Origin of the sequence: Kitasatospora sp. NBC_00240 (assembly GCF_026342405.1) — a bacterium.
GTDB lineage: Bacteria > Actinomycetota > Actinomycetes > Streptomycetales > Streptomycetaceae > Kitasatospora.
Genome location: NZ_JAPEMU010000001.1, coordinates 5834627 through 5852051, shown reverse-complemented (window position 1 = coordinate 5852051; position 17425 = coordinate 5834627). Strand labels below are relative to the sequence as shown.

At 72.7% G+C, this 17425-nt stretch carries 13 protein-coding genes; 8 read left to right on the top strand and 5 right to left on the bottom strand.

All coding sequences use genetic code 11. From position 1 onward, the window contains the following. The first annotated feature begins 154 nt into the window (after positions 1–154). On the top strand, positions 155–940 hold the full coding sequence (locus OG689_RS44870) for a 2-oxo-4-hydroxy-4-carboxy-5-ureidoimidazoline decarboxylase (protein WP_323189325.1): 786 nt from the start codon (positions 155–157) through the stop codon (positions 938–940). A 22-nt stretch (positions 941–962) separates the two neighbouring features. Here OG689_RS44870 and OG689_RS24960 read toward each other — a convergent pair whose 3' ends face one another. After that, positions 963–1823: a hypothetical protein gene (locus OG689_RS24960; RefSeq protein WP_266323109.1), complete on the bottom strand. Its 861-nt coding sequence runs from the start codon at positions 1821–1823 to the stop codon at positions 963–965. Positions 1824–2064: 241 nt separating this feature from the next. On the opposite strand from OG689_RS24960, the gene sdhC reads away from it, so the two are divergent. Genes sdhC through OG689_RS24940 form a run of 4 tightly spaced genes read left to right on the top strand, consistent with a single transcriptional unit; the run spans position 2065 to position 5518 of the window. Further along, complete coding sequence (sdhC, locus tag OG689_RS24955) at positions 2065–2445, top strand: succinate dehydrogenase, cytochrome b556 subunit (RefSeq protein WP_073924222.1); 381 nt, start codon at positions 2065–2067, stop codon at positions 2443–2445. 5 nt (positions 2446–2450) lie between these two features. Continuing rightward, entirely contained in the window at positions 2451–2948 is a 498-nt protein-coding gene (locus OG689_RS24950; RefSeq protein ID WP_266323108.1) for a succinate dehydrogenase hydrophobic membrane anchor subunit, read from the top strand. A 54-nt stretch (positions 2949–3002) separates the two neighbouring features. Beyond that, a complete protein-coding gene (sdhA, locus tag OG689_RS24945) occupies positions 3003–4745 on the top strand; it encodes a succinate dehydrogenase flavoprotein subunit (protein WP_266323107.1) in 1743 nt (580 codons plus the stop codon). Then, on the top strand, positions 4745–5518 hold the full coding sequence (locus OG689_RS24940) for a succinate dehydrogenase iron-sulfur subunit (protein ID WP_190213113.1): 774 nt from the start codon (positions 4745–4747) through the stop codon (positions 5516–5518). Before sdhA ends, OG689_RS24940 begins: the two co-directional genes overlap by 1 nt. Before the next feature lie 187 nt (positions 5519–5705). Here OG689_RS24940 and OG689_RS24935 read toward each other — a convergent pair whose 3' ends face one another. After that, positions 5706–5963: an SCO4848 family membrane protein gene (locus OG689_RS24935; protein ID WP_266323106.1), complete on the bottom strand. Its 258-nt coding sequence runs from the start codon at positions 5961–5963 to the stop codon at positions 5706–5708. A gap of 153 nt (positions 5964–6116) precedes the next feature. Between OG689_RS24935 and OG689_RS24930 the strand changes: the two genes are divergently transcribed. Then, positions 6117–7394, top strand: a complete 1278-nt coding sequence (locus OG689_RS24930) for a serine hydrolase (protein WP_266323105.1) — start codon at positions 6117–6119, stop codon at positions 7392–7394. Positions 7395–7526: 132 nt separating this feature from the next. On the opposite strand, the gene OG689_RS24925 is transcribed toward OG689_RS24930, so the two are convergent. From OG689_RS24925 to OG689_RS24915, 3 genes are all read right to left on the bottom strand, one after another. Continuing rightward, positions 7527–8459 carry a class I SAM-dependent methyltransferase gene (locus OG689_RS24925; RefSeq protein ID WP_266323104.1) on the bottom strand — a complete coding sequence of 311 codons (933 nt, stop codon included), beginning with the start codon at positions 8457–8459 and terminating at the stop codon, positions 7527–7529. A 261-nt stretch (positions 8460–8720) separates the two neighbouring features. Next, positions 8721–9668 carry a YihY/virulence factor BrkB family protein gene (locus tag OG689_RS24920; RefSeq protein WP_266323103.1) on the bottom strand — a complete coding sequence of 316 codons (948 nt, stop codon included), beginning with the start codon at positions 9666–9668 and terminating at the stop codon, positions 8721–8723. A gap of 96 nt (positions 9669–9764) precedes the next feature. Further along, positions 9765–10769: a glycosyltransferase gene (locus tag OG689_RS24915; RefSeq protein ID WP_266323102.1), complete on the bottom strand. Its 1005-nt coding sequence runs from the start codon at positions 10767–10769 to the stop codon at positions 9765–9767. 281 nt (positions 10770–11050) lie between these two features. Between OG689_RS24915 and OG689_RS24910 the strand changes: the two genes are divergently transcribed. Together OG689_RS24910 and OG689_RS24905 are read left to right on the top strand one after the other, a co-directional pair. Next, on the top strand, positions 11051–14620 hold the full coding sequence (locus tag OG689_RS24910; RefSeq protein WP_266323101.1) for a bifunctional glycosyltransferase family 2 protein/CDP-glycerol:glycerophosphate glycerophosphotransferase: 3570 nt from the start codon (positions 11051–11053) through the stop codon (positions 14618–14620). A gap of 305 nt (positions 14621–14925) precedes the next feature. Then, on the top strand, positions 14926–17400 hold the full coding sequence (locus OG689_RS24905; RefSeq protein ID WP_266323099.1) for a CDP-glycerol glycerophosphotransferase family protein: 2475 nt from the start codon (positions 14926–14928) through the stop codon (positions 17398–17400). Positions 17401–17425 lie beyond the last annotated feature (25 nt).

The following is a 17425-nucleotide window of genomic DNA, read 5'->3' as shown; positions in this document are numbered from 1 at the left end:
GGCCGGCCCGGCGGCAGCTTCCCCGGGCCGGCGCACCCCGGGACCGTGCCGGGCGAAGTAGCACATCAGGCGGCCACGGGGACTGACGCAAAGCTGTCAACGTCACAACTTGATAGCTCGATCGGGTGAATTCCGCGCGCGCTCTCCCCAACTGATGACTGCTCAACTACCGTTGTGCCGCTGCCCGGCCGACCCCCGGAACCGCCCGGACCGGCCCATACTTCACCCGTGCCCCGCACCGACGGCACAGTCCCGCGCGACCACCGAGCACCGATTCATCGGCAGGATTGCCCGCACCCCTGTACGGCGCGGCTCCCTTTCACACTCCCACCGCGCCGCCCCTTCCCGCCCTCACGAGGAGGACCCGCTGGCCAGCGACGTCCCGCCACAGCGGCTCGACCTTCCCCCGGCTCTCGTCCAGGGGAGCCCCCAGACGGAGCCGGCGCTGCTCGGGCTGCACCGCTTCAACGAGGCCGACGCCGGTGCCGCCGAGGAGGCCCTGCTCGCCTGCTGCGGCAGCCACCGGTGGGCACTGCGGCTCACCGCGCACCGGCCGTACCCCGACATAGGGTCCCTGCTCGCCGCCGCGAGCGAGGCCTCCTACGATCTGCGCCCGGCCGACCTGGCCGAGGCGCTGGCCGACGAGAGCTGGATGCCGCAGCCGCTGCTCGGCATGCGCGCTCCCGGCAGCCAGGCCGCGCACACCGCACTGCGGGCGGCACATGCGGCGTACGAGGCCCGGTTCGGTCACGTGTTCGTGGTCTGCCTGGAGGGCATCGCCCCCGAGGAGATGCTCGACACCGTGCTCACCTCGGTCCGCACCCGGCTGGCCAACGACCCGGACGAGGAGCGGTTGGTCGCGGCCGACGAGCTGCGCCGGATCGCCCTGACCCGGCTGGAGCACCTGGTCGCCACCCACACCGAGGCCGGGGCGCGCTGAGGACCGGGCCGCCACCCGGCCCTCAGTCGTCGCGCTGGGCGGCGCGGAGCTTGGCCACCTGCTGCCGGACGACCCGTTCGTCCGGTGCGGAGGCCGGCTCCGCGCCTACGCCCACCGTGCTGAAGACCGCCAGCACCGACCCGACCCGGGCGAGTACCGCCCGCTGGGTGAGGGTCACTCCCCCGGATTCATTCGTCAGAGTGAACCCTGTCATCGCGTCCGCTCCCCCGGTGGTGGGCGTGTCGACCCGGGTGAGCCGGTGCTTGGCCGGCACGCCCTTGCGGGCGCCGGCCGTCCCGTGGCCGGTCGCCGTGGTCGAGGTGAAGCTGCCGCAGTTCGCCAGCACCTGCTCCACCTGCCGGCGCAACTCCGCTGCCCGGCCGGGGCGGTAGGCGAGCAGACCGGCGTAGACACTGCCCTTGGGATCGGCCGCGGTCGCCACGCTGAGGTCCGTCTCGGCGAGCGGGAGGTCCGGCCCGGCGGGGGTCGGGGAGCCGCCCCGACCGGCCGCGACGGCGGTGTTGGCCGGGGTCACCGCGTCCAGGACGGGCTGGCAGGCAGGTACGTCGGTGACCTCCCGGCCGTCCGCCGGGCCGGTCTCGCCGTGACCGGGAGTCATCACCGTCACGATGTAGCCGGGCCCGAGGTCCCCGTCGGCGAGGGCGGCGGCCCGCAGCTCGGCGGCGGCCAGGGCCCGGCCCTCGGCGACCCGGTCGGCGGAGACCCCGACCGTGGTGCAGCCGCTGGCCAGCAGCAACGCGCCGGCCAGGGCGGCGGCCGGGCGGGCCGCAGCGAGGGGGGACGGCCGGCGGCGCGGGCGGACCCGGAGGGCGGGCCGCAGCAGCGGGCGGAGGGCGAAGCAACGGGCAGGGCGGAGCGGCACGGGGGCCTCGGCAGTCGTCGGCGGCGGGGCGGGCCGCCACCGTAGCGCAGTCGGATGATGACGGACGGTGACGAGTTCCCGTCGGATTAGGCCGCTCGTGCCTGTTTGATCACACCTCGGGCCCCCGGAGGCGGTTCCCGACAGCGCGTCGATAGGATGCTGGCGGCCGGAGGACCGTACCGGCCGGGCTGACCGACACCGAAGCCGGCCGAGCCCCCAATCGCTTCCGGAGGGTTTTTCCGTGCCGGCTGGAACGCTGTACCGCGGCCGGGAAGGCATGTGGAGCTGGGTGGCTCATCGAGTCACCGGCGTCCTCATCTTCTTCTTCCTGTTCGCCCATGTCCTCGACACCGCCCTCGTGCGGGTGTCACCCGAGGCCTACGACACCGTCATCGCCACGTACAAGACGTGGCTGGTGAACCTGATGGAGTACGGCCTGGTGGCCGCCATCCTGTTCCACGCACTGAACGGCCTGCGGCTCGTCGCCGTCGACTTCTGGTCCAAGGGCCCGAAGTACCAGAAGCAGATGCTCTGGTCCGTACTCGGCGTCTGGGTCGTCCTGATGGCCGGTGCCTTCTACCCGATCCTTCAGCACACGCTGACCAACTGGTTCGGGAAGTGATCGGCATGCCTACGGACTACACCTACACCGACTCGCTGGTGGTTCCCTCCGCCCAGGCCCACACCGGCCTGGGTCTCGGTACCGGGAACCCCGCCGACGCCTTCGTGGTCGAGCCTCCCCGCACTCGCACCGCGAAGACCCCCCGCCGTACGCGGACCAACTTCGAGATGCTCGCCTGGCTCTTCATGCGCCTGTCGGGTGTCGTGCTGGTCGTGCTGATCCTCGGCCACCTGCTGATCATGCTGGTGCTCGACGGCGGCGTCTCCAAGATCGGCTTCGCCTTCGTGGCGGGCCGCTGGGCCTCGCCGTTCTGGCAGGGCTGGGACCTGCTGATGCTGTGGCTGGCGATGCTGCACGGCGCCAACGGCATGCGCACGGTCATCAACGACTACGCCGAGAAGGACTCCACCCGGTTCTGGCTGAAGACGCTGATGGGCGCCGCCACGGTGTTCACCGTGCTGCTCGGGACGCTGGTGATCTTCACCTTCGACCCCAACATCTGACGACACAGCATCTAATCGGCAATCGGCAGAGGCCAGAGGCGAGTTAAGACCCCCATGCAGATTCACCAGTACGACACAGTCATCGTCGGCGCGGGCGGCGCCGGCATGCGCGCGGCCATCGAGTCGACCCAGCGCAGCCGTACCGCCGTGCTGACCAAGCTCTACCCCACCCGGTCCCACACCGGCGCGGCCCAGGGCGGCATGTGCGCCGCCCTCGCCAACGTCGAGGAGGACAACTGGGAGTGGCACACCTTCGACACGGTCAAGGGTGGTGACTACCTGGTCGACCAGGACGCCGCCGAGATCATGTGCAAGGAGGCCATCGACGCCGTCCTCGACCTGGAGAAGATGGGCCTGCCCTTCTCCCGCACCGAGGCCGGCCGGATCGACCAGCGCCGCTTCGGCGGCCACACCCGCAACCACGGCGAGGCGGCCGTCCGCCGCTCCTGCTACGCGGCCGACCGCACCGGTCACATGATCCTCCAGACGCTGTTCCAGAACTGCGTCAAGCACGGCGTCGAGTTCTTCAACGAGTTCTACGTCCTGGACCTGCTGATCAACGAGGGCAGGACCGCGGGCGTCGTCGCCTACGAGCTCGCCACCGGTGAGATCCACGTCTTCCAGGCCAAGTCGGTCGTCTTCGCCTCCGGCGGCACCGGCAAGTTCTTCAAGGTCACCTCCAACGCCCACACCCTCACCGGTGACGGCCAGGCCCTGGTCTACCGCCGCGGCCTGCCGCTGGAGGACATGGAGTTCTTCCAGTTCCACCCGACGGGCATCTGGCGGATGGGCATCCTGCTCACCGAGGGCGCCCGCGGCGAGGGCGGCATCCTGCGCAACAAGGACGGCGAGCGCTTCATGGAGCGCTACGCCCCGGTCATGAAGGACCTCGCGTCCCGTGACGTCTGTTCGCGCGCCATCTACACCGAGCTCCGGGAGGGGCGCGGCTGCGGTCCGGACGGCGACCACGTCTACCTGGACCTCACCCACCTCCCGCCGGAGCAGCTGGACGCCAAGCTCCCGGACATCACCGAGTTCGCGCGCACCTACCTCGGCATCGAGCCCTACACGGACCCGATCCCGATCCAGCCCACCGCGCACTACGCGATGGGCGGCATCCCGACCAACGTCCAGGGCGAGGTGCTGCGCAACAACACCGACGTGGTCCCCGGCCTCTACGCGGCCGGCGAGGTCGCCTGCGTCTCGGTGCACGGCGCCAACCGCCTGGGCACCAACTCGCTGCTGGACATCAACGTCTTCGGCAAGCGGGCCGGCATCGCCGCCGCCGACTACTCGTCCACGGTCGGCTTCACCGAGCTGCCCGAGAACCCGGCCGAGAAGGTCCAGGCGCTGGTCGACGGCCTGCGGGAGTCCACCGGCACCGAGTCCGTCGCGCAGATCCGCAAGGAGCTGCAGGAGTCCATGGACACCAACGCGATGGTCTACCGCACCGGGGCGACCCTGAAGCAGGCCGTCGAGGACATCGCCGCGCTGCGTGAGCGGTACAAGCACGTCGCGATCCAGGACAAGGGTTTCCGGTACAACACGGACCTCCTGGAGGCCGTCGAGCTGGGCAACCTGCTCGACCTGGCCGAGGTGCTGGCGGTCTCCGCGCTGGCCCGCGAGGAGTCGCGCGGCGGCCACTACCGCGAGGACTTCCCGACCCGTGACGACGTGAAGTTCATGCAGCACACCATGGCGTACCAGGAGGTCGCCGAGGACGGCACCACCTCCATCCGCCTCGACTACAAGCCGGTCGTCACCACCCGCTACCAGCCGATGGAGCGTAAGTACTGATGAGCACTCCGACTGTGGAGCAGCACTCGGCCGCTCTGGACGCGGCCGAGGCGGGCGGCGTCCAGCTGATCACCGTGACCCTGCGCATCCGCCGGTTCAACCCGGAGGAGCACCCGGAGCCGGTGTGGGTGGACTACCAGCTCACCCTGGACCCGAAGGAGCGCGTCCTGGACGCGCTGAACAAGGTCAAGTGGGAGCAGGACGGCACCCTGACCTACCGCCGTTCCTGCGCCCACGGAATCTGCGGCTCGGACGCGATGCGGATCAACGGCCGCAACCGTCTGGCCTGCAAGACCCTGATCAAGGACGTCAACCCCGAGAAGCCGATCACCATCGAGGCCATCAAGGGCCTCACGGTCCTCAAGGACCTGATCGTCGACATGGACCCGTTCTTCCAGGCGTACAAGGACGTCATGCCGTTCCTGATCACCAACGGGAACGACCCGACGCGCGAGCGCCTGCAGTCCGCCGAGGACCGCGAGCGCTTCGACGACACCACCAAGTGCATCCTGTGCGCCGCGTGCACGTCGTCCTGCCCGGTCTTCTGGAACGACGGCCAGTACTTCGGCCCGGCCGCGATCGTCAACGCGCACCGCTTCATCTTCGACTCGCGCGACGAGGGTGCGGAGCAGCGGCTGGAGATCCTGAACGACCGCGAGGGCGTGTGGCGCTGCCGCACCACCTTCAACTGCTCGGAGGCCTGCCCGCGTGGCATCGAGGTCACCAAGGCGATCCAGGAAGTGAAGCGGGCCCTGGTCACCCGCCGCTTCTAGGAGCCACCCGCAGCACCGAAGCCCGAGGGCCCGTCCGGAGTGATCCGGACGGGCCCTCGGGCGTTCGCGTCGGGCAGGCCAGCCCGGCCGGACGGTTCGCAAGTCCGTTCGCCCTCCGCGCCGGACCGACGGCCGGCCACCGAGCGGTCCGGGCGGGAAGCGGCTATGCGGTCGGCCGATCAGCCGATCAGCCGGTGACGCTCCGTTCGCGCCCGGCGCGCAGGCCGCGGACGCCCACCAGGCCGACCAGGACGCCGAGGACGAAGGAGGTCACCGCGAGGGTGAGGTGGACCCAGAAGAAGGCGGTCGGCTGGGAGTGGTCGCCGCCGGTGAAGGCCTGGCCGCCGGAGTCCTTCCAGAGGTTCTTCACGAAGGTCACCCAAATGATCATCGACCAGGCGCCGAAGGCGGTCAGGAACCAGGAGGTGCGGCGGCTGAGCTTCATGGTGCGATTCCTCTGAAGGACGGGGGTCGGACCGGCGGGAAGCGGTCCGTCCCAGTATGCGCAGTGCGCCGGACGGCCCAGCCGGAGCCCCTCCCCCGGGGGACATCGACCCTGCTGCGGACGGACGCACCCGAATGTGGGTACGGTCTGCGGGTGCAAACACGCCGTCACCTCGCACGCCGGCTGGCCGCGCTGACCGCCGCCGCCTCGTTCTGCGCGGCTCCGGCCGCCTTCGCCGCACCGGGCGAGGACCCGCAGCCCCCGCCGCCGGCGATCGGCGGGGAGCGGCTGGGCCTGCCCGGCGTCCAACTCTCGCCCTCGGCCGGCGCGCCCGCGCTGCCCGCGGACCTCACCGGCAAGTCCTGGATAGTGGCCGACGCCGCGTCCGGCGAGGTGCTGGCCGCGAACAACCCGCACCTGCGGCTGCCCCCGGCGAGCACCATGAAGATCCTCTTCGCCGACACCGTGCTGCCGAAGTTCGACAAGGAGCAGGTGCACAAGGTGGCTCCGGAGGAGCTCACCGGCCTCGGTTCCGGAAGCAGCCTGGTCGGTATCAAGGAGGACCTGGACTACCGGGTCGAGGACCTCTGGCGGGGTGTCTTCCTCAGCTCCGGCAACGACGCCGTGCACGTGCTCTCGCACATGAACGGCGGGATCGAGGAGACCGTCGCCGAGATGCAGGCCCGTGCCGAGGCGCTGCAGGCCCGCGACACCCACGTGATCTCCCCCGACGGCTACGACCAGGACGGGCAGGTCTCCTCGGCCTACGACCTGACCCTGTTCGCCCGGGCCGGACTGCGCAATCCCGACTTCCGCGCCTACTGCGCGACCCGGGACGCCCAGTTCCCCGGCATGTTCGACAAGAACACCGGGCAGCGCGGCAGCTTCGGGATCGCCAACACGGACCGGCTGCTCGGCAAGTACCCGGGCCTGATCGGGGTCAAGAACGGTTTCACCACCAATGCCGGCTCCACCTTCGTCGGCGCCGCCGAGCGCGGCGGCCGCACCCTGCTGGTGACGGTGATGCACCCGACCACCTACCAGAAGGTCTACGACGAGACCGCCGCCCTGCTCGACTGGGGCTTCGCCGCCGCGGACAAGGTCACCCCGGTCGGGCAGTTGGTCGACGAGAAGGCGGCCGAGGCCTCTCCGGCCGCCGGGGCGGGCGCGGAGGCGACCGCCCCGGCCGCGAGCGGCGGACAGGCCGGCGGTGGCGACGGCGGGAGCGGGCCGGCCAAGGCGCTGGCGCCGCCGGTGGCGCGGACCTCCTCCGAGGGGTCGGGCGCCGGACCGATGGTGGCGCTCGGGGTGGCCACCGCGGCCCTGCTGCCGCTGCTGGCCTTCCTGGTGATCCGCCGGGCCCGCCGGGCCGAGGCCGCCGCCGCGGACGGGCGGTGGAGCGGGCCGCCGCCGTTCGACCAGGAGGCCTGAGCGGGGCCCGCGGGCACCGGAGGCAGACGAAGCACGGCGCGGGCCCGGCAGGCTTCCTGAAGCCTGCCGGGCCCGCGCCGTTTTCGATCCGGTGTGCAGGGGGTCGGCGGCCGTACCGCCGCCGAGGCGGGGTCAGCCCGCCCTGCGGTCCCGGGCGGCCTGCAGCCGGCGGCGGACCGCCCGGGTGGCCATCGGGGGCAGCAGGTCGATGGCCAGCCGGCGGCCGACCGAGCGGGGCCCCGGGACGGGCCCGCGGGCGGCGGACCGGGCGACGGCGGGGCGGGCGGCCGCCCTGGCCCTGACCTCGGGGTCGGCCAGGTTGAGGCCCTTGCCGGACAGCCGCAGCACCTCGCCGCCGGCCAGCGTGTCGCGGCTGAGGTCCCAGCCCTCGCCCGTCCAGTCGTGGCCGAGCAGCATCTCCTGGAGCACGGCCGGATCGCCCCAGGTGCCGTAGAACTTCTCGGGGCTCAGGCAGACCGGCCGCAGCCCGTGGCTGAAGACGGCCTCCCAGACCGCGGCGGCCGTCCCCGGGGTGTGCGCGGAGCGGTAGTCGTCGAAGACCACCACGCCGTTCTTGCCCAGGGCCGCGCGGGCGACCTGGACGTCCCCGGCGACGTGCTCGTACAGGTGCGAGGCGTCGATGTGGACGAAGCGGCAGCTCTCCGCGGCGACCCGGCCGTCCTGCAGCACCGAGGTGGGCGCCTGGACGACGGTCGGGAGCTCCGGGTGGAAGGCCAGGTAGTTGGCCTCGAAGGCCTGCCTGGTCAGGGTCTTGCGGTACGACATGGACATCTCGTCGGAGTTGGCCTCGTCGGGCGCGTCCGAGTCGAACAGGTCACAGATGGTGAAGGACTCGCCCGCCTGCAGGTGCCGGCCGATCAGGATCGCGCTCCGGCCCAGGTAGGTTCCGAGTTCCAGCAGGTCACCGGTGGTGTCGGCGTCGGTCTGCCCTTCCAGGATCCTGGTGAAGAGCAGTTGGTCGACGGGCCAGAACCAGCCGGGGACGTCATCCAGGCGCCGGGGGGTGGGGCGCACCGGATTCATGGTGTGGGGATCGGCGCTCATCACGGGAATCTCCAGGTGACTGCGGTGAGCGGGGTGGCCGCTGCTGCCTGCTGACACTGAAGTGGGGCCGGCAGTGAGGTGTGAGCCTAGTCACTTGTTCGACTCTGTGCGAGAGATACGGGCGGCTCGCTTTTATTCCGTCCGGACGCCCCCGCGGGGCCACCCCGGGAGGAGCCCGGAAGCCGCCTGTGGACCGGCCGGGAGGTGCCCGGGAACGGCCTTCGCGGCGTCCGGGCGGCGCGGGGAGGGCTGGACGAGGGGCTAGGGCTGGGCGGCCCCGCCGGCCGCGCCGGCCCGGTCCTCGTCCACGGCGGCCAGGGCCCGCCGGGCGTGCTCCCTGGCCCGCTCGCGGGCGGCCTCGGGGTCGGCCAGCGCCGTCCAGGAGACGCAGTACATCAGCAGCCGGCAGACGAAGTTGATCCACAGCAGCAGGGCCACCGGGACGCCGAAGGCCCCGTACAGGCTCCTGCCGGCCACCGAGCCCAGGTAGGAGGCGAGCAGCAGCTTGAGCAGCTCGAAGCCGACCGCGCCGATCAGCGCGCCCTCGACCAGACTGCGCCGGCGCTGGTCGGTGATCCGGGGGAAGGGCGCCAGCAGGTAGGCGAACAGCACCATGTCGGAGGCGATCGCGATCAGCAGGCCGACGGCGCTGAGCAGGTAGCCGCCGGGGCCGCCGCGGTCCAGCCCGAGTTGGTCGGCGATCTTCCCGGCGAGGGTGGTGCCGGCCGCGGAGGCGGCCAGCGAGAACAGGCTGACCAGGCCGAGGCCGAACAGCACCAGGCAGTCCCAGGCCTTGCGCAGCACCGGGTTGGCGGTCTCCTCCGGCAGCAGCCAGACGTCCCGGATCGCGCCGCGCATGGTGTCGACCCAGCCGAGGCCGGAGAGCAGCAGCAGGACACCGCTGATCGCCCCGACCGTGCCGGCGTTGGCGACCAGCGCGTTCAGGTCGAGCGAGTCGGACAGGCCGGGCAGCTGGTCCGCGATGCGCTTCTGGAGCTCCTCGACCCGCCCCGGGGTGAGCGCCGCGACGGCGATCGCCAGCGCGACGGTGAGCAGCGGGAACAGCGCGAGGAAGCCGAAGAAGGTGATCGCCCCGGCCAGCCGGTTGCCCTTGGTGGCGGTGAAGTGCTCGTAGACCCGGTAGGGCCGGCTGCGCAGCACCCGGGCCACAAGCGGTCCGACCACCGGGAGACGGGTGAGGAATTCCACGACGCGGGGCTACCTGTCTCGGGTCGGGGCGGCCGGAAGCGGGCGGCCGGGGCGGCGGTCCGTCCCCGTTATACCGCCCGGGCCGCCCGGAGCGGCTCAGGCGCCCCGGGCCACCAGCCGGCGGGTGCGGGCGAGTGCCCGGACCGCCTGGTAGCCGGTGTAGCGGCCCTGGCTGAGCAACTCGGTCCGGACGCCGTCCACGCCGCCGGGGGGCCGGTAGCCGGCCGGGCGGAGCCGGGCGCAGTGCTCGGCGGCGCGGCGGAAGAACTCCCGGCGGTCGCGGGGCGGGATCCGCCCGGCCCGGCTGACCACGGTGTTGAGGTGGTGCAGCATCCGCCCGAAGACCACCGGCCGCCAGTGGTCCAGGTCGGGGCGGCGGTCGAGGAAGGCGAAGACGAGGTCGTACTGGGCGAAGACGTCGAAGTGCTTGCGGCTGGGGGTGGCGAGGATGTTGCCGCCCTCCTGGCGCTGGCGGTAGTGCACGCCGACCTGGTCGAGGAGGGTGATCCGGCCGGCCGCGAGCAGCGCCGGGTAGGTCCAGGGGGTGTCCTCGTAGTAGCCCGCCGGGAAGGTCAGGCCCTGCGCGGTGACGTAGTCACGGCGGTAGGCCTTGTTCCAGACCACCTGCAGCAGCTCCAGCAGGTCGGGGCGCTGGTCCAGGTCGAAGACCTCGGGGCCGGGGCGGCCCATCACGGCGGCGGAGGCGGCCCGGACCACCCGGCCGTCGGGGTAGGTACGGGCGTAGTCGTAGACCAGGACGTCCGGGTCCTCGCAGCGGCGCAGGCGCTCGTCGACGGCCGCGAGCAGGCCCGGGGTGAAGGTGTCGTCGCTGTCGAGGAAGAGCACGTAGTCGCCGGTGGCCAGGTCGAGGCCGGCGTTGCGGGCGCGGCCCAGGCCCACGTTCTCCGGCAGGTGGAGCACCCGCACCCGGCGGTCGCGGTCGGCGGTCGCGTCGAGGATCGCGCCGCAGCCGTCCGGGGAGCGGTCGTCCACCGCGATCAGCTCGAAGTCCGCGGAGGACTGCGTGAGCACCGAGTCGAGGCACTCGGCCAGGTAGGCCTCCACCTGGTGGACGGGGACGATCACGCTGAAACGGGGCATCTGACAATCATTCCAGGGGTGGCTGCCGGGTCGGGGGTCCGGCCGGGCGGCAGGCGGGGAAGCACGCGGGGAGGCGCGCGGCGGCGATCGCGCGCCAGGCGGCAGAGTAACCGCCGCGCGGCGCCCCGACCCCATCCGCGCCTGGTGACCGGCGTCGGGCCACCGGACCGGCGAGGGCCGGACGGTAGGATCGGCCGCACGTGTGCAGCCGGAACAGCTCACGGCCGCCGCCCGTGCGCGCGGTCGTGGTTCCACCCCCCAATGAAAGGCCCGCGTAGCCGATGGCCCCCCGCCTCTCCATCGTCGTCCCGATCTACAACGTCGAGCGCTACCTGGTGGAATGCCTCGATTCGATCGCCGCCCAGACCTTCGAGGACTTCGAGGTCGTCATGGTCGACGACGGCTCCAAGGACGGCAGCGCTGCGCTCGCCCGGGCCTATGCGGCCAAGGACTCCCGGTTCCGGCTGGTCCAGCAGGTCAACAAGGGTCTCGGCGCCGCCCGCAACACGGGCATCCGCAACCTGACCGAGGGCACCGAGTTCCTCTGCTTCGTCGACAGCGACGACTCGATGCCGCCGAGCGCGTACGAGCTGATGATCAACACGCTCGACGAGACCGGCTCCGACTTCGCGACCGGCAACGTGCTGCGCTTCCGGGCCGTCGGGTACTACCCGTCCGGCGGGCACCGGAAGCCCTTCAAGGAGACCCGGCTCAAGACCCACATCACCGAGATCCCGGCGCTGGTCACCGACCGCACCGCCTGGAACAAGGTGTACCGCCGCTCCTTCTTCGACGAGGCCGGCATCCTCTACCCCGAGGGCATCCTGTACGAGGACGCCCCGGTCAGCGTGCCGCACCACTACCTCGCGCGCAGCGTGGACGTGCTCTCCGAGCCGATCTACCACTGGCGCGAGCGCGAGGTCGGCGAGATGTCGATCACCCAGATGCGGACCAACCCGAAGGGGCTCACCGACCGCGTCAAGTCGGTCGAGCTGGTCCGCCGGTGGCTGCTCGGGCGCAGCGAGCCGCGCTTCGCGAAGTACCTGCGCTCCTACGACGAGAACACCCTCGTCGAGGAGATCCCGATGTTCTTCCGGTCCGTGATCGACGGCGACCAGGACTACCGCGACGCCTACCAGGAGAGCGTCAGCCGGCTGCTCCGCGCGATCGGCCCGGAGAAGATCCGCAAGCTGCGCGCCCCGCTGCGGCTGAAGTACTTCCTGACCCTGCAGGGCCGGATCGACGAGTTCGTCGAGCAGCTGGAGTTCGAGGCCGGCAGCCACGGCGCCGCCCCCGCACGCGGTCTGCTCCGCCCGTACGCCGACTACCCCTTCCTGCGCGGTGGCCGCAAAAGCGTGCCGGCCGACGTGCTGCGGCTGGAGAACTCGCTGGTCATGCGCAGCCGGCTGTACAGCTCGGCGTGGGTGGACGGCAAGCTGGAGCTCACCGGGCACGCCTACCCCGAGCACCTGGGCGCCGAGAACAAGCACGACATGATCAAGGTCCTGGTGCTGCGCGAGGCCAAGGGCCGGCGGGTGCTCGCCGTGCAGACCAAGGCGCAGTACAGCCCGGAGGCCACCTTCGGCACCACGCACGACCTGTACAGCTGCGACTGGGCGGGCTTCAGCGCCTCCGTCGACCCGAAGCGGCTCAAGCACCGCGGGCGCTGGAAGGACGGCACCTGGCGGGTGCTGGTCGCCGGCGCCGGCAAGGGCGGCGTCTACAAGGGCCGGGTCTCCGGCGGCCGGAGCGACACCGCGGCCTACCTGCCCGCCCACTGGGTCGAGCAGGACGTCCGGATCGTACCCTGGGTCAAGGACACCTTCGTCCACCTGCGTGTGGAGACCGTCCGGGCCCGGGTGACCGGGCTGAGCGCCGGGAACGGGGAGGTCGAGATCGCCGGCGCGGCCCGCTCCGGGCCCGAGCTGGCCGGCGCCCGGCTGCGCCTCACCCACGTCGAGTCGGACCGCTCGCTGCTCCTCCCGCTGGAGCTGGGCGTCCCGGTCGGCCTGGCCCAGCCGTTCACCGCGAACTTCGGGACGGCGGCGCTGACCGAGGTCCGGCAGGCCTGGGCCGCCCTCGACCCGGCCGCCGAGACCCGGACCCGGGACACCTGGGACGCCGCGCTGGAGCTGGCCGACGGCGCCGTGCTCCCGCTGGCCACCGACGACCGCCTGCCGCTCGTCCACATCGACCTGGCGCTGGCCGCCCAGCCGGGGCAGCCGCGCCGCGCGCTCTACTCCAAGCCCTCCCCGACCGGCAACCTGCAGTTCGCGGACCAGGTGCTGCAGCCCGTGGTGGAGGCGATCACCGCCCGCGGCGAGGACGGCTTCCTGCTCAGCGGCAGCTTCCCGCTGCCCGGCGCGCACCACTACGAGCTGGTGGTGCGCCACGAGTGGCTGGAGGAGGAGCACGCCTACCCGGTGGAGATCTCCGAGGGCCGCTTCAGCACCGCGCTGCCGACCGTCCCGACCGCCTCCTTCGCCGGCCGGGTGCCGCTGGTCCTCGGCACCTGGGACGTCTTCTTCCGCCCGGCCGGCGCCCCGGTCGGGGAGCAGTGGCCGCGGGCCCTGGTCGCCCCGTCCTGCTGGTCGGCGCTCCCGCTGGACGTCGACTCCCGCGGCAAGCGGATCACGCTGGAGCGCCGCCGCCACGACGGCCTCTCGCTGGAGTCGCACTCCGCGCTGCTGCCCGAGGAGGCCAGCGCGTTCCGGCTGCGGCAGCTGCGCCTGACCGACTACCCGGCCGCCCAGCGGCGGCCGGTGCGCGACGCGGTGGTCTACCACCTCGCCTCCGGCGGCCAGTACGCCGACGCGCCGCGGGCGATCCACGAGGAGCTGGTGCGCCGCGGGGCGGACCTGGAGCACCTGTGGGGCGTCGAGGACCTGCAGACCGAGCTGCCCCGCACGGCCCGGGCGCTGCGGATGTCGAGCCCCGAGTGGTACGAGGCGCTGGCCACCGCCAAGTACGTGGTGACCAGCGGGCACCTGCCGGAGTTCTTCACCCGCCGTCCCGGCCAGGTGGTGCTGCAGACCTGGCTGGGCACGCCGCTGAAGCAGATCGGGCACGACTTCGAGAAGATCTGGTTCACCGATGTGAACTACCTGAAGGACCTGGACCGGGAGGTGGCGCAGTGGAACCTGCTGCTCTCCGGCAACGGCTTCTCCACGCCGGTGCTGCGCCGGGCCTTCGGCTACCAGGGCGAGGTGCTGGAGGTCGGCTCCCCGCGCAACGACGTCCTGTACGCGGCCGACCGGGAGAAGACCGCGGACCAGGTCCGGGAGCGGCTGGGCCTGCCGGAGGGCAAGAAGGTGGTGCTGTACGCGCCGACCTTCCGCGAGGACCGGCTGCGCCCCGACGAGGGCTACCAGCTCGACCTGCGGCTGGACCTGGACGCGGCCCGGGCCGCGCTCGGCGACGACCAGGTGCTGCTGGTCCGCAGCCACCACCTGGTCTGCGGACAGATCCCGGGCGCCGGCAACGGCTACATCTGGGACGTCGGCAGCTACCCCGACATGGCGGACCTGCTGCTGATCGCGGACGTTCTGGTCACCGACTACTCGTCGGCGGTCTTCGACTTCGCGGGCACCGGCCGGCCGATCCTGTTCTTCACGTACGACCTGGAGCACTACCGCGACAACCTGCGCGGATTCAGCCTCGACCTGGAGGCCGAGGCGCCCGGCCCGCTGCTGGCCACCTCGGCGGAGCTGGTCGCGGCCCTCGGCCGGGTCGACGAGGTCGCCGCCGAGCACGCGGAGCGCTACACGGCCTTCCGTGAGGCCTACTGCGGCCTGGACGACGGCGGCGCCGCCGCCCGGGCGGTCGACGGGCTGCTGGGCCACCAGGCCTAGGCCCCGGCCGGAACAGGCCCCCCGAAGTGCCCGGTGCGTGCGTCGCGCCGGGCACTTCGCCGTTCCCGGGGCTTTCTTTCCACGCTCCGGGCGTCCACGTCCGATTTGCTCTCGAATATGTGTTTCGTTAACGAATTTCCCAGGAGATTCCCTGGAAGATCTGGTTGACCCGGCAAGCCCCCCCGGTATGGGATGGCAATTCGGCCCACGCCCCCACCCGCACCGACCGGAATCGGCCGGCACCGGGCAGGGGTGGGCCCCCGGCCACCGCCACGGCCGGGTTGCCGCCATGAAGGGCCTCCCCCATGCCTGTCATCACCCGCCGCGGGCTCCCGCGCGCCCAGGACACCCCGGCCGCGGCCGGGACGCAGCCGGACGATCCCGAGTTCGGCCTGCTCAGAGCGCACTGGACGGACGCCGGCCTGGAGCTCACCGGCTTCGCCCGGCCCTCGGACCTCGACACCTCCCGCCGGGGCAGCGCACGGACCTGGCTCACCCTGCGGCAGATCGGCGGATGGCGGCACGTCAACGTACGGACCAGCCCGCAGTTCCTCCCCGAGGTCACCGAGGACAGCGCACAGACCCTGTTCAACCACGACTGGTCCGGCTTCACCGCCCTCGTCGACCCGCGCCGGCTGCGCACCGGCGGCACCTGGGCGGCCGGCGAATGGCGGATCGGCGCCAGCCTGTTCACCCGGCCCCGCCCGGCCCGGCTGCGCCGCCAGCACGGCCCGATCACCCGGCACTGGTGCGGCTCCGGCGAGTACCCGCCGGACCGCTGGGTCGACGAGGACGTCCGGATCCTGCCGTACTTCTCCGGCGAGGCACTGCGGCTGCGGGTGGAGCGGCCGCGGGCCCGGCTCACCTCGGCCCGCCCGGTGGACGGCGGCGTCGAGCTGGCCGGGACGTCCCTCCACTGCCCGGCCGGCACCGTGCTGCGGCTCACCCACCGTGAGTCCAGCGCCGTGCTGGACCTGCCGGTCCGCACCACCGGCAGCGCCTTCGGCGTGCGACTGCCGCTCGCCCCGTTCACCGCCGAGGGCCGCGGCACCGAGGCCCTCGAACACTGGGAGCCGGAGCTGGTCCGCCCCGACGGCGGCACCGAGATCCTCACCGTGGACGAGCGCGGCGGCCCGGTCGCCGGGCAGTACCCGCTGACCGCGCCCGACCGCGTGCTGTACCTCAAGCACCTGGCGCACGGCCGGCTCCAGCTCTGCGTCCGGCCCGGGGCCGGCTTCGTCGACCGGATCGCCGTCCGCCCCGACGGCTTCGAGCTCTCCGGCAGCTGCCCGCGGCCCGGCGACGGCCCGCTGGAACTCGTCCTGCGGCACAACAACGGCACCGCCGAGCTGCGCCACCCGGTCAGCCTCGGCGACGGCGACCGGTTCCGGATCCACCTGCCGGCCACCGCCACCGACTCCGGCGGGACGCCGCTGCCGCTGCGCAAGGGCGTCTGGGAGCCGCTGCTGAGCGCCGCCGGCGCCGAGCGCCCGCTGCTCGCCTCCCCCGCCGCGCTGCCCGCCCTGCCCGCCGCCGCCGAGGCCGGCGGCAAGCGAATACTCCTCCAGCGCCGCTGGCACGACACCGTGATCGTGGACTCCACACCCGTCCTCGCCCCCGCCGAGCGCAGCGCCTACGCCCAGGAGCGGCTGCGCACCCGCCACTACCCGGCGGCCCGGACCCTGCCGCTGCGCGAGGCCGTGCTCTACGACGTCTTCAGCGGCCGGGGCTACAGCGACTCCCCGCGCGCCGTGCACGGCGAGCTGGCCCGCCGCGGGGCCGCCCTGGAGCACCTCTGGGCGGTCGACGACGCCCAGGCCGTGGTGCCGCCGGGCGTCCGGGCCGTCCGGACCTGGAGCCCCGAGTGGTACGAGGCGCTGGCGACCAGCCGCTACCTGGTCGGCAACACGCACTTCCCCGACTTCCTGGAGCGGCGCGAGGGCCAGGTGGTGGTGCAGACCTGGCACGGCTCGATGCTCAAGCGGATCGCCCACGACGTCGACAACCCCTGGCTCTCCGACCGCGGGTACCTGGAGCAGTTGGACCGGGAGTCGCCGCACTGGAGCCTGCTGGTCTCCCCCAGCGCCTTCGCCACCCCCGTCCTGCGCCGGGCCTTCCGCTACGGGGGCGAGATCCTGGAGTCCGGCTACCCGCGCAACGACGTGCTCGCCCGGCCGGACGCCGCCGCGGCCGCCGCCGTCCGCCGCCGGCTCGGCATCCCCGACGGCCGCCGGGTGGTGCTCTACGCCCCCACCTGGCGGGAGGACCAGCAGCGCGAGGACGGCGACGGGTTCCGCCTGGGTCTGCGCCTGGACGTCGACGCCGCCCGCCGCCGGCTCGGCGCGGACCACGTGCTGCTGGTCCGCCCGCACGCGCACGTCCGGGAGCCGCTGCCGGGCGCCGGCGACGGCTTCCTGTACGACGTCGGCGACTACCCGGACGTCCAGGAGCTGCTGCTGATCGCCGACGTCCTGGTCACCGACTACTCGTCGATCATGTTCGACTTCGCGATCACCGGCCGCCCGATGCTGTTCTTCACCTACGACCTGGAGCACTACCGCGACACCCTGCGCGGCTTCTACTTCGACTTCGAGGCCGAGGCGCCCGGCCCGCTGCTGCGCAGCTCCGAGCAGCTGGTCGGGGCGCTGGCCGCGCTGCCCGCGGCGGTCGGGCCGCACCACGAGCGGTACGCGGGCTTCCGGGAGCGCTTCTGCGCGCTGGAGGACGGCGGCGCCGCGGGCCGGGTCGTCGACCGGATGCTCGCCCTCGGCGGCGGCTGAGCTCCCGGCCGGCCCGGTGACGGAC

Bases quoted from the DNA above. Each gene is read 5' to 3' on its own strand.
- OG689_RS44870 (WP_323189325.1), top strand. From the start codon at position 155: ATGACTGCTCAACTACCGTTGTGCCGCTGCCCGGCCGACCCCCGGAAC.
- OG689_RS24950 (WP_266323108.1), top strand. From the start codon at position 2,451: ATGCCTACGGACTACACCTACACCGACTCGCTGGTGGTTCCCTCCGCC.
- sdhA (WP_266323107.1), top strand. From the start codon at position 3,003: ATGCAGATTCACCAGTACGACACAGTCATCGTCGGCGCGGGCGGCGCC.
- OG689_RS24940 (WP_190213113.1), top strand. From the start codon at position 4,745: ATGAGCACTCCGACTGTGGAGCAGCACTCGGCCGCTCTGGACGCGGCC.
- OG689_RS24935 (WP_266323106.1), bottom strand. From the start codon at position 5,963: ATGAAGCTCAGCCGCCGCACCTCCTGGTTCCTGACCGCCTTCGGCGCC.
- OG689_RS24925 (WP_266323104.1), bottom strand. From the start codon at position 8,459: ATGAGCGCCGATCCCCACACCATGAATCCGGTGCGCCCCACCCCCCGG.
- OG689_RS24915 (WP_266323102.1), bottom strand. From the start codon at position 10,769: ATGCCCCGTTTCAGCGTGATCGTCCCCGTCCACCAGGTGGAGGCCTAC.
- OG689_RS24910 (WP_266323101.1), top strand. From the start codon at position 11,051: ATGGCCCCCCGCCTCTCCATCGTCGTCCCGATCTACAACGTCGAGCGC.
- OG689_RS24905 (WP_266323099.1), top strand. From the start codon at position 14,926: ATGCCTGTCATCACCCGCCGCGGGCTCCCGCGCGCCCAGGACACCCCG.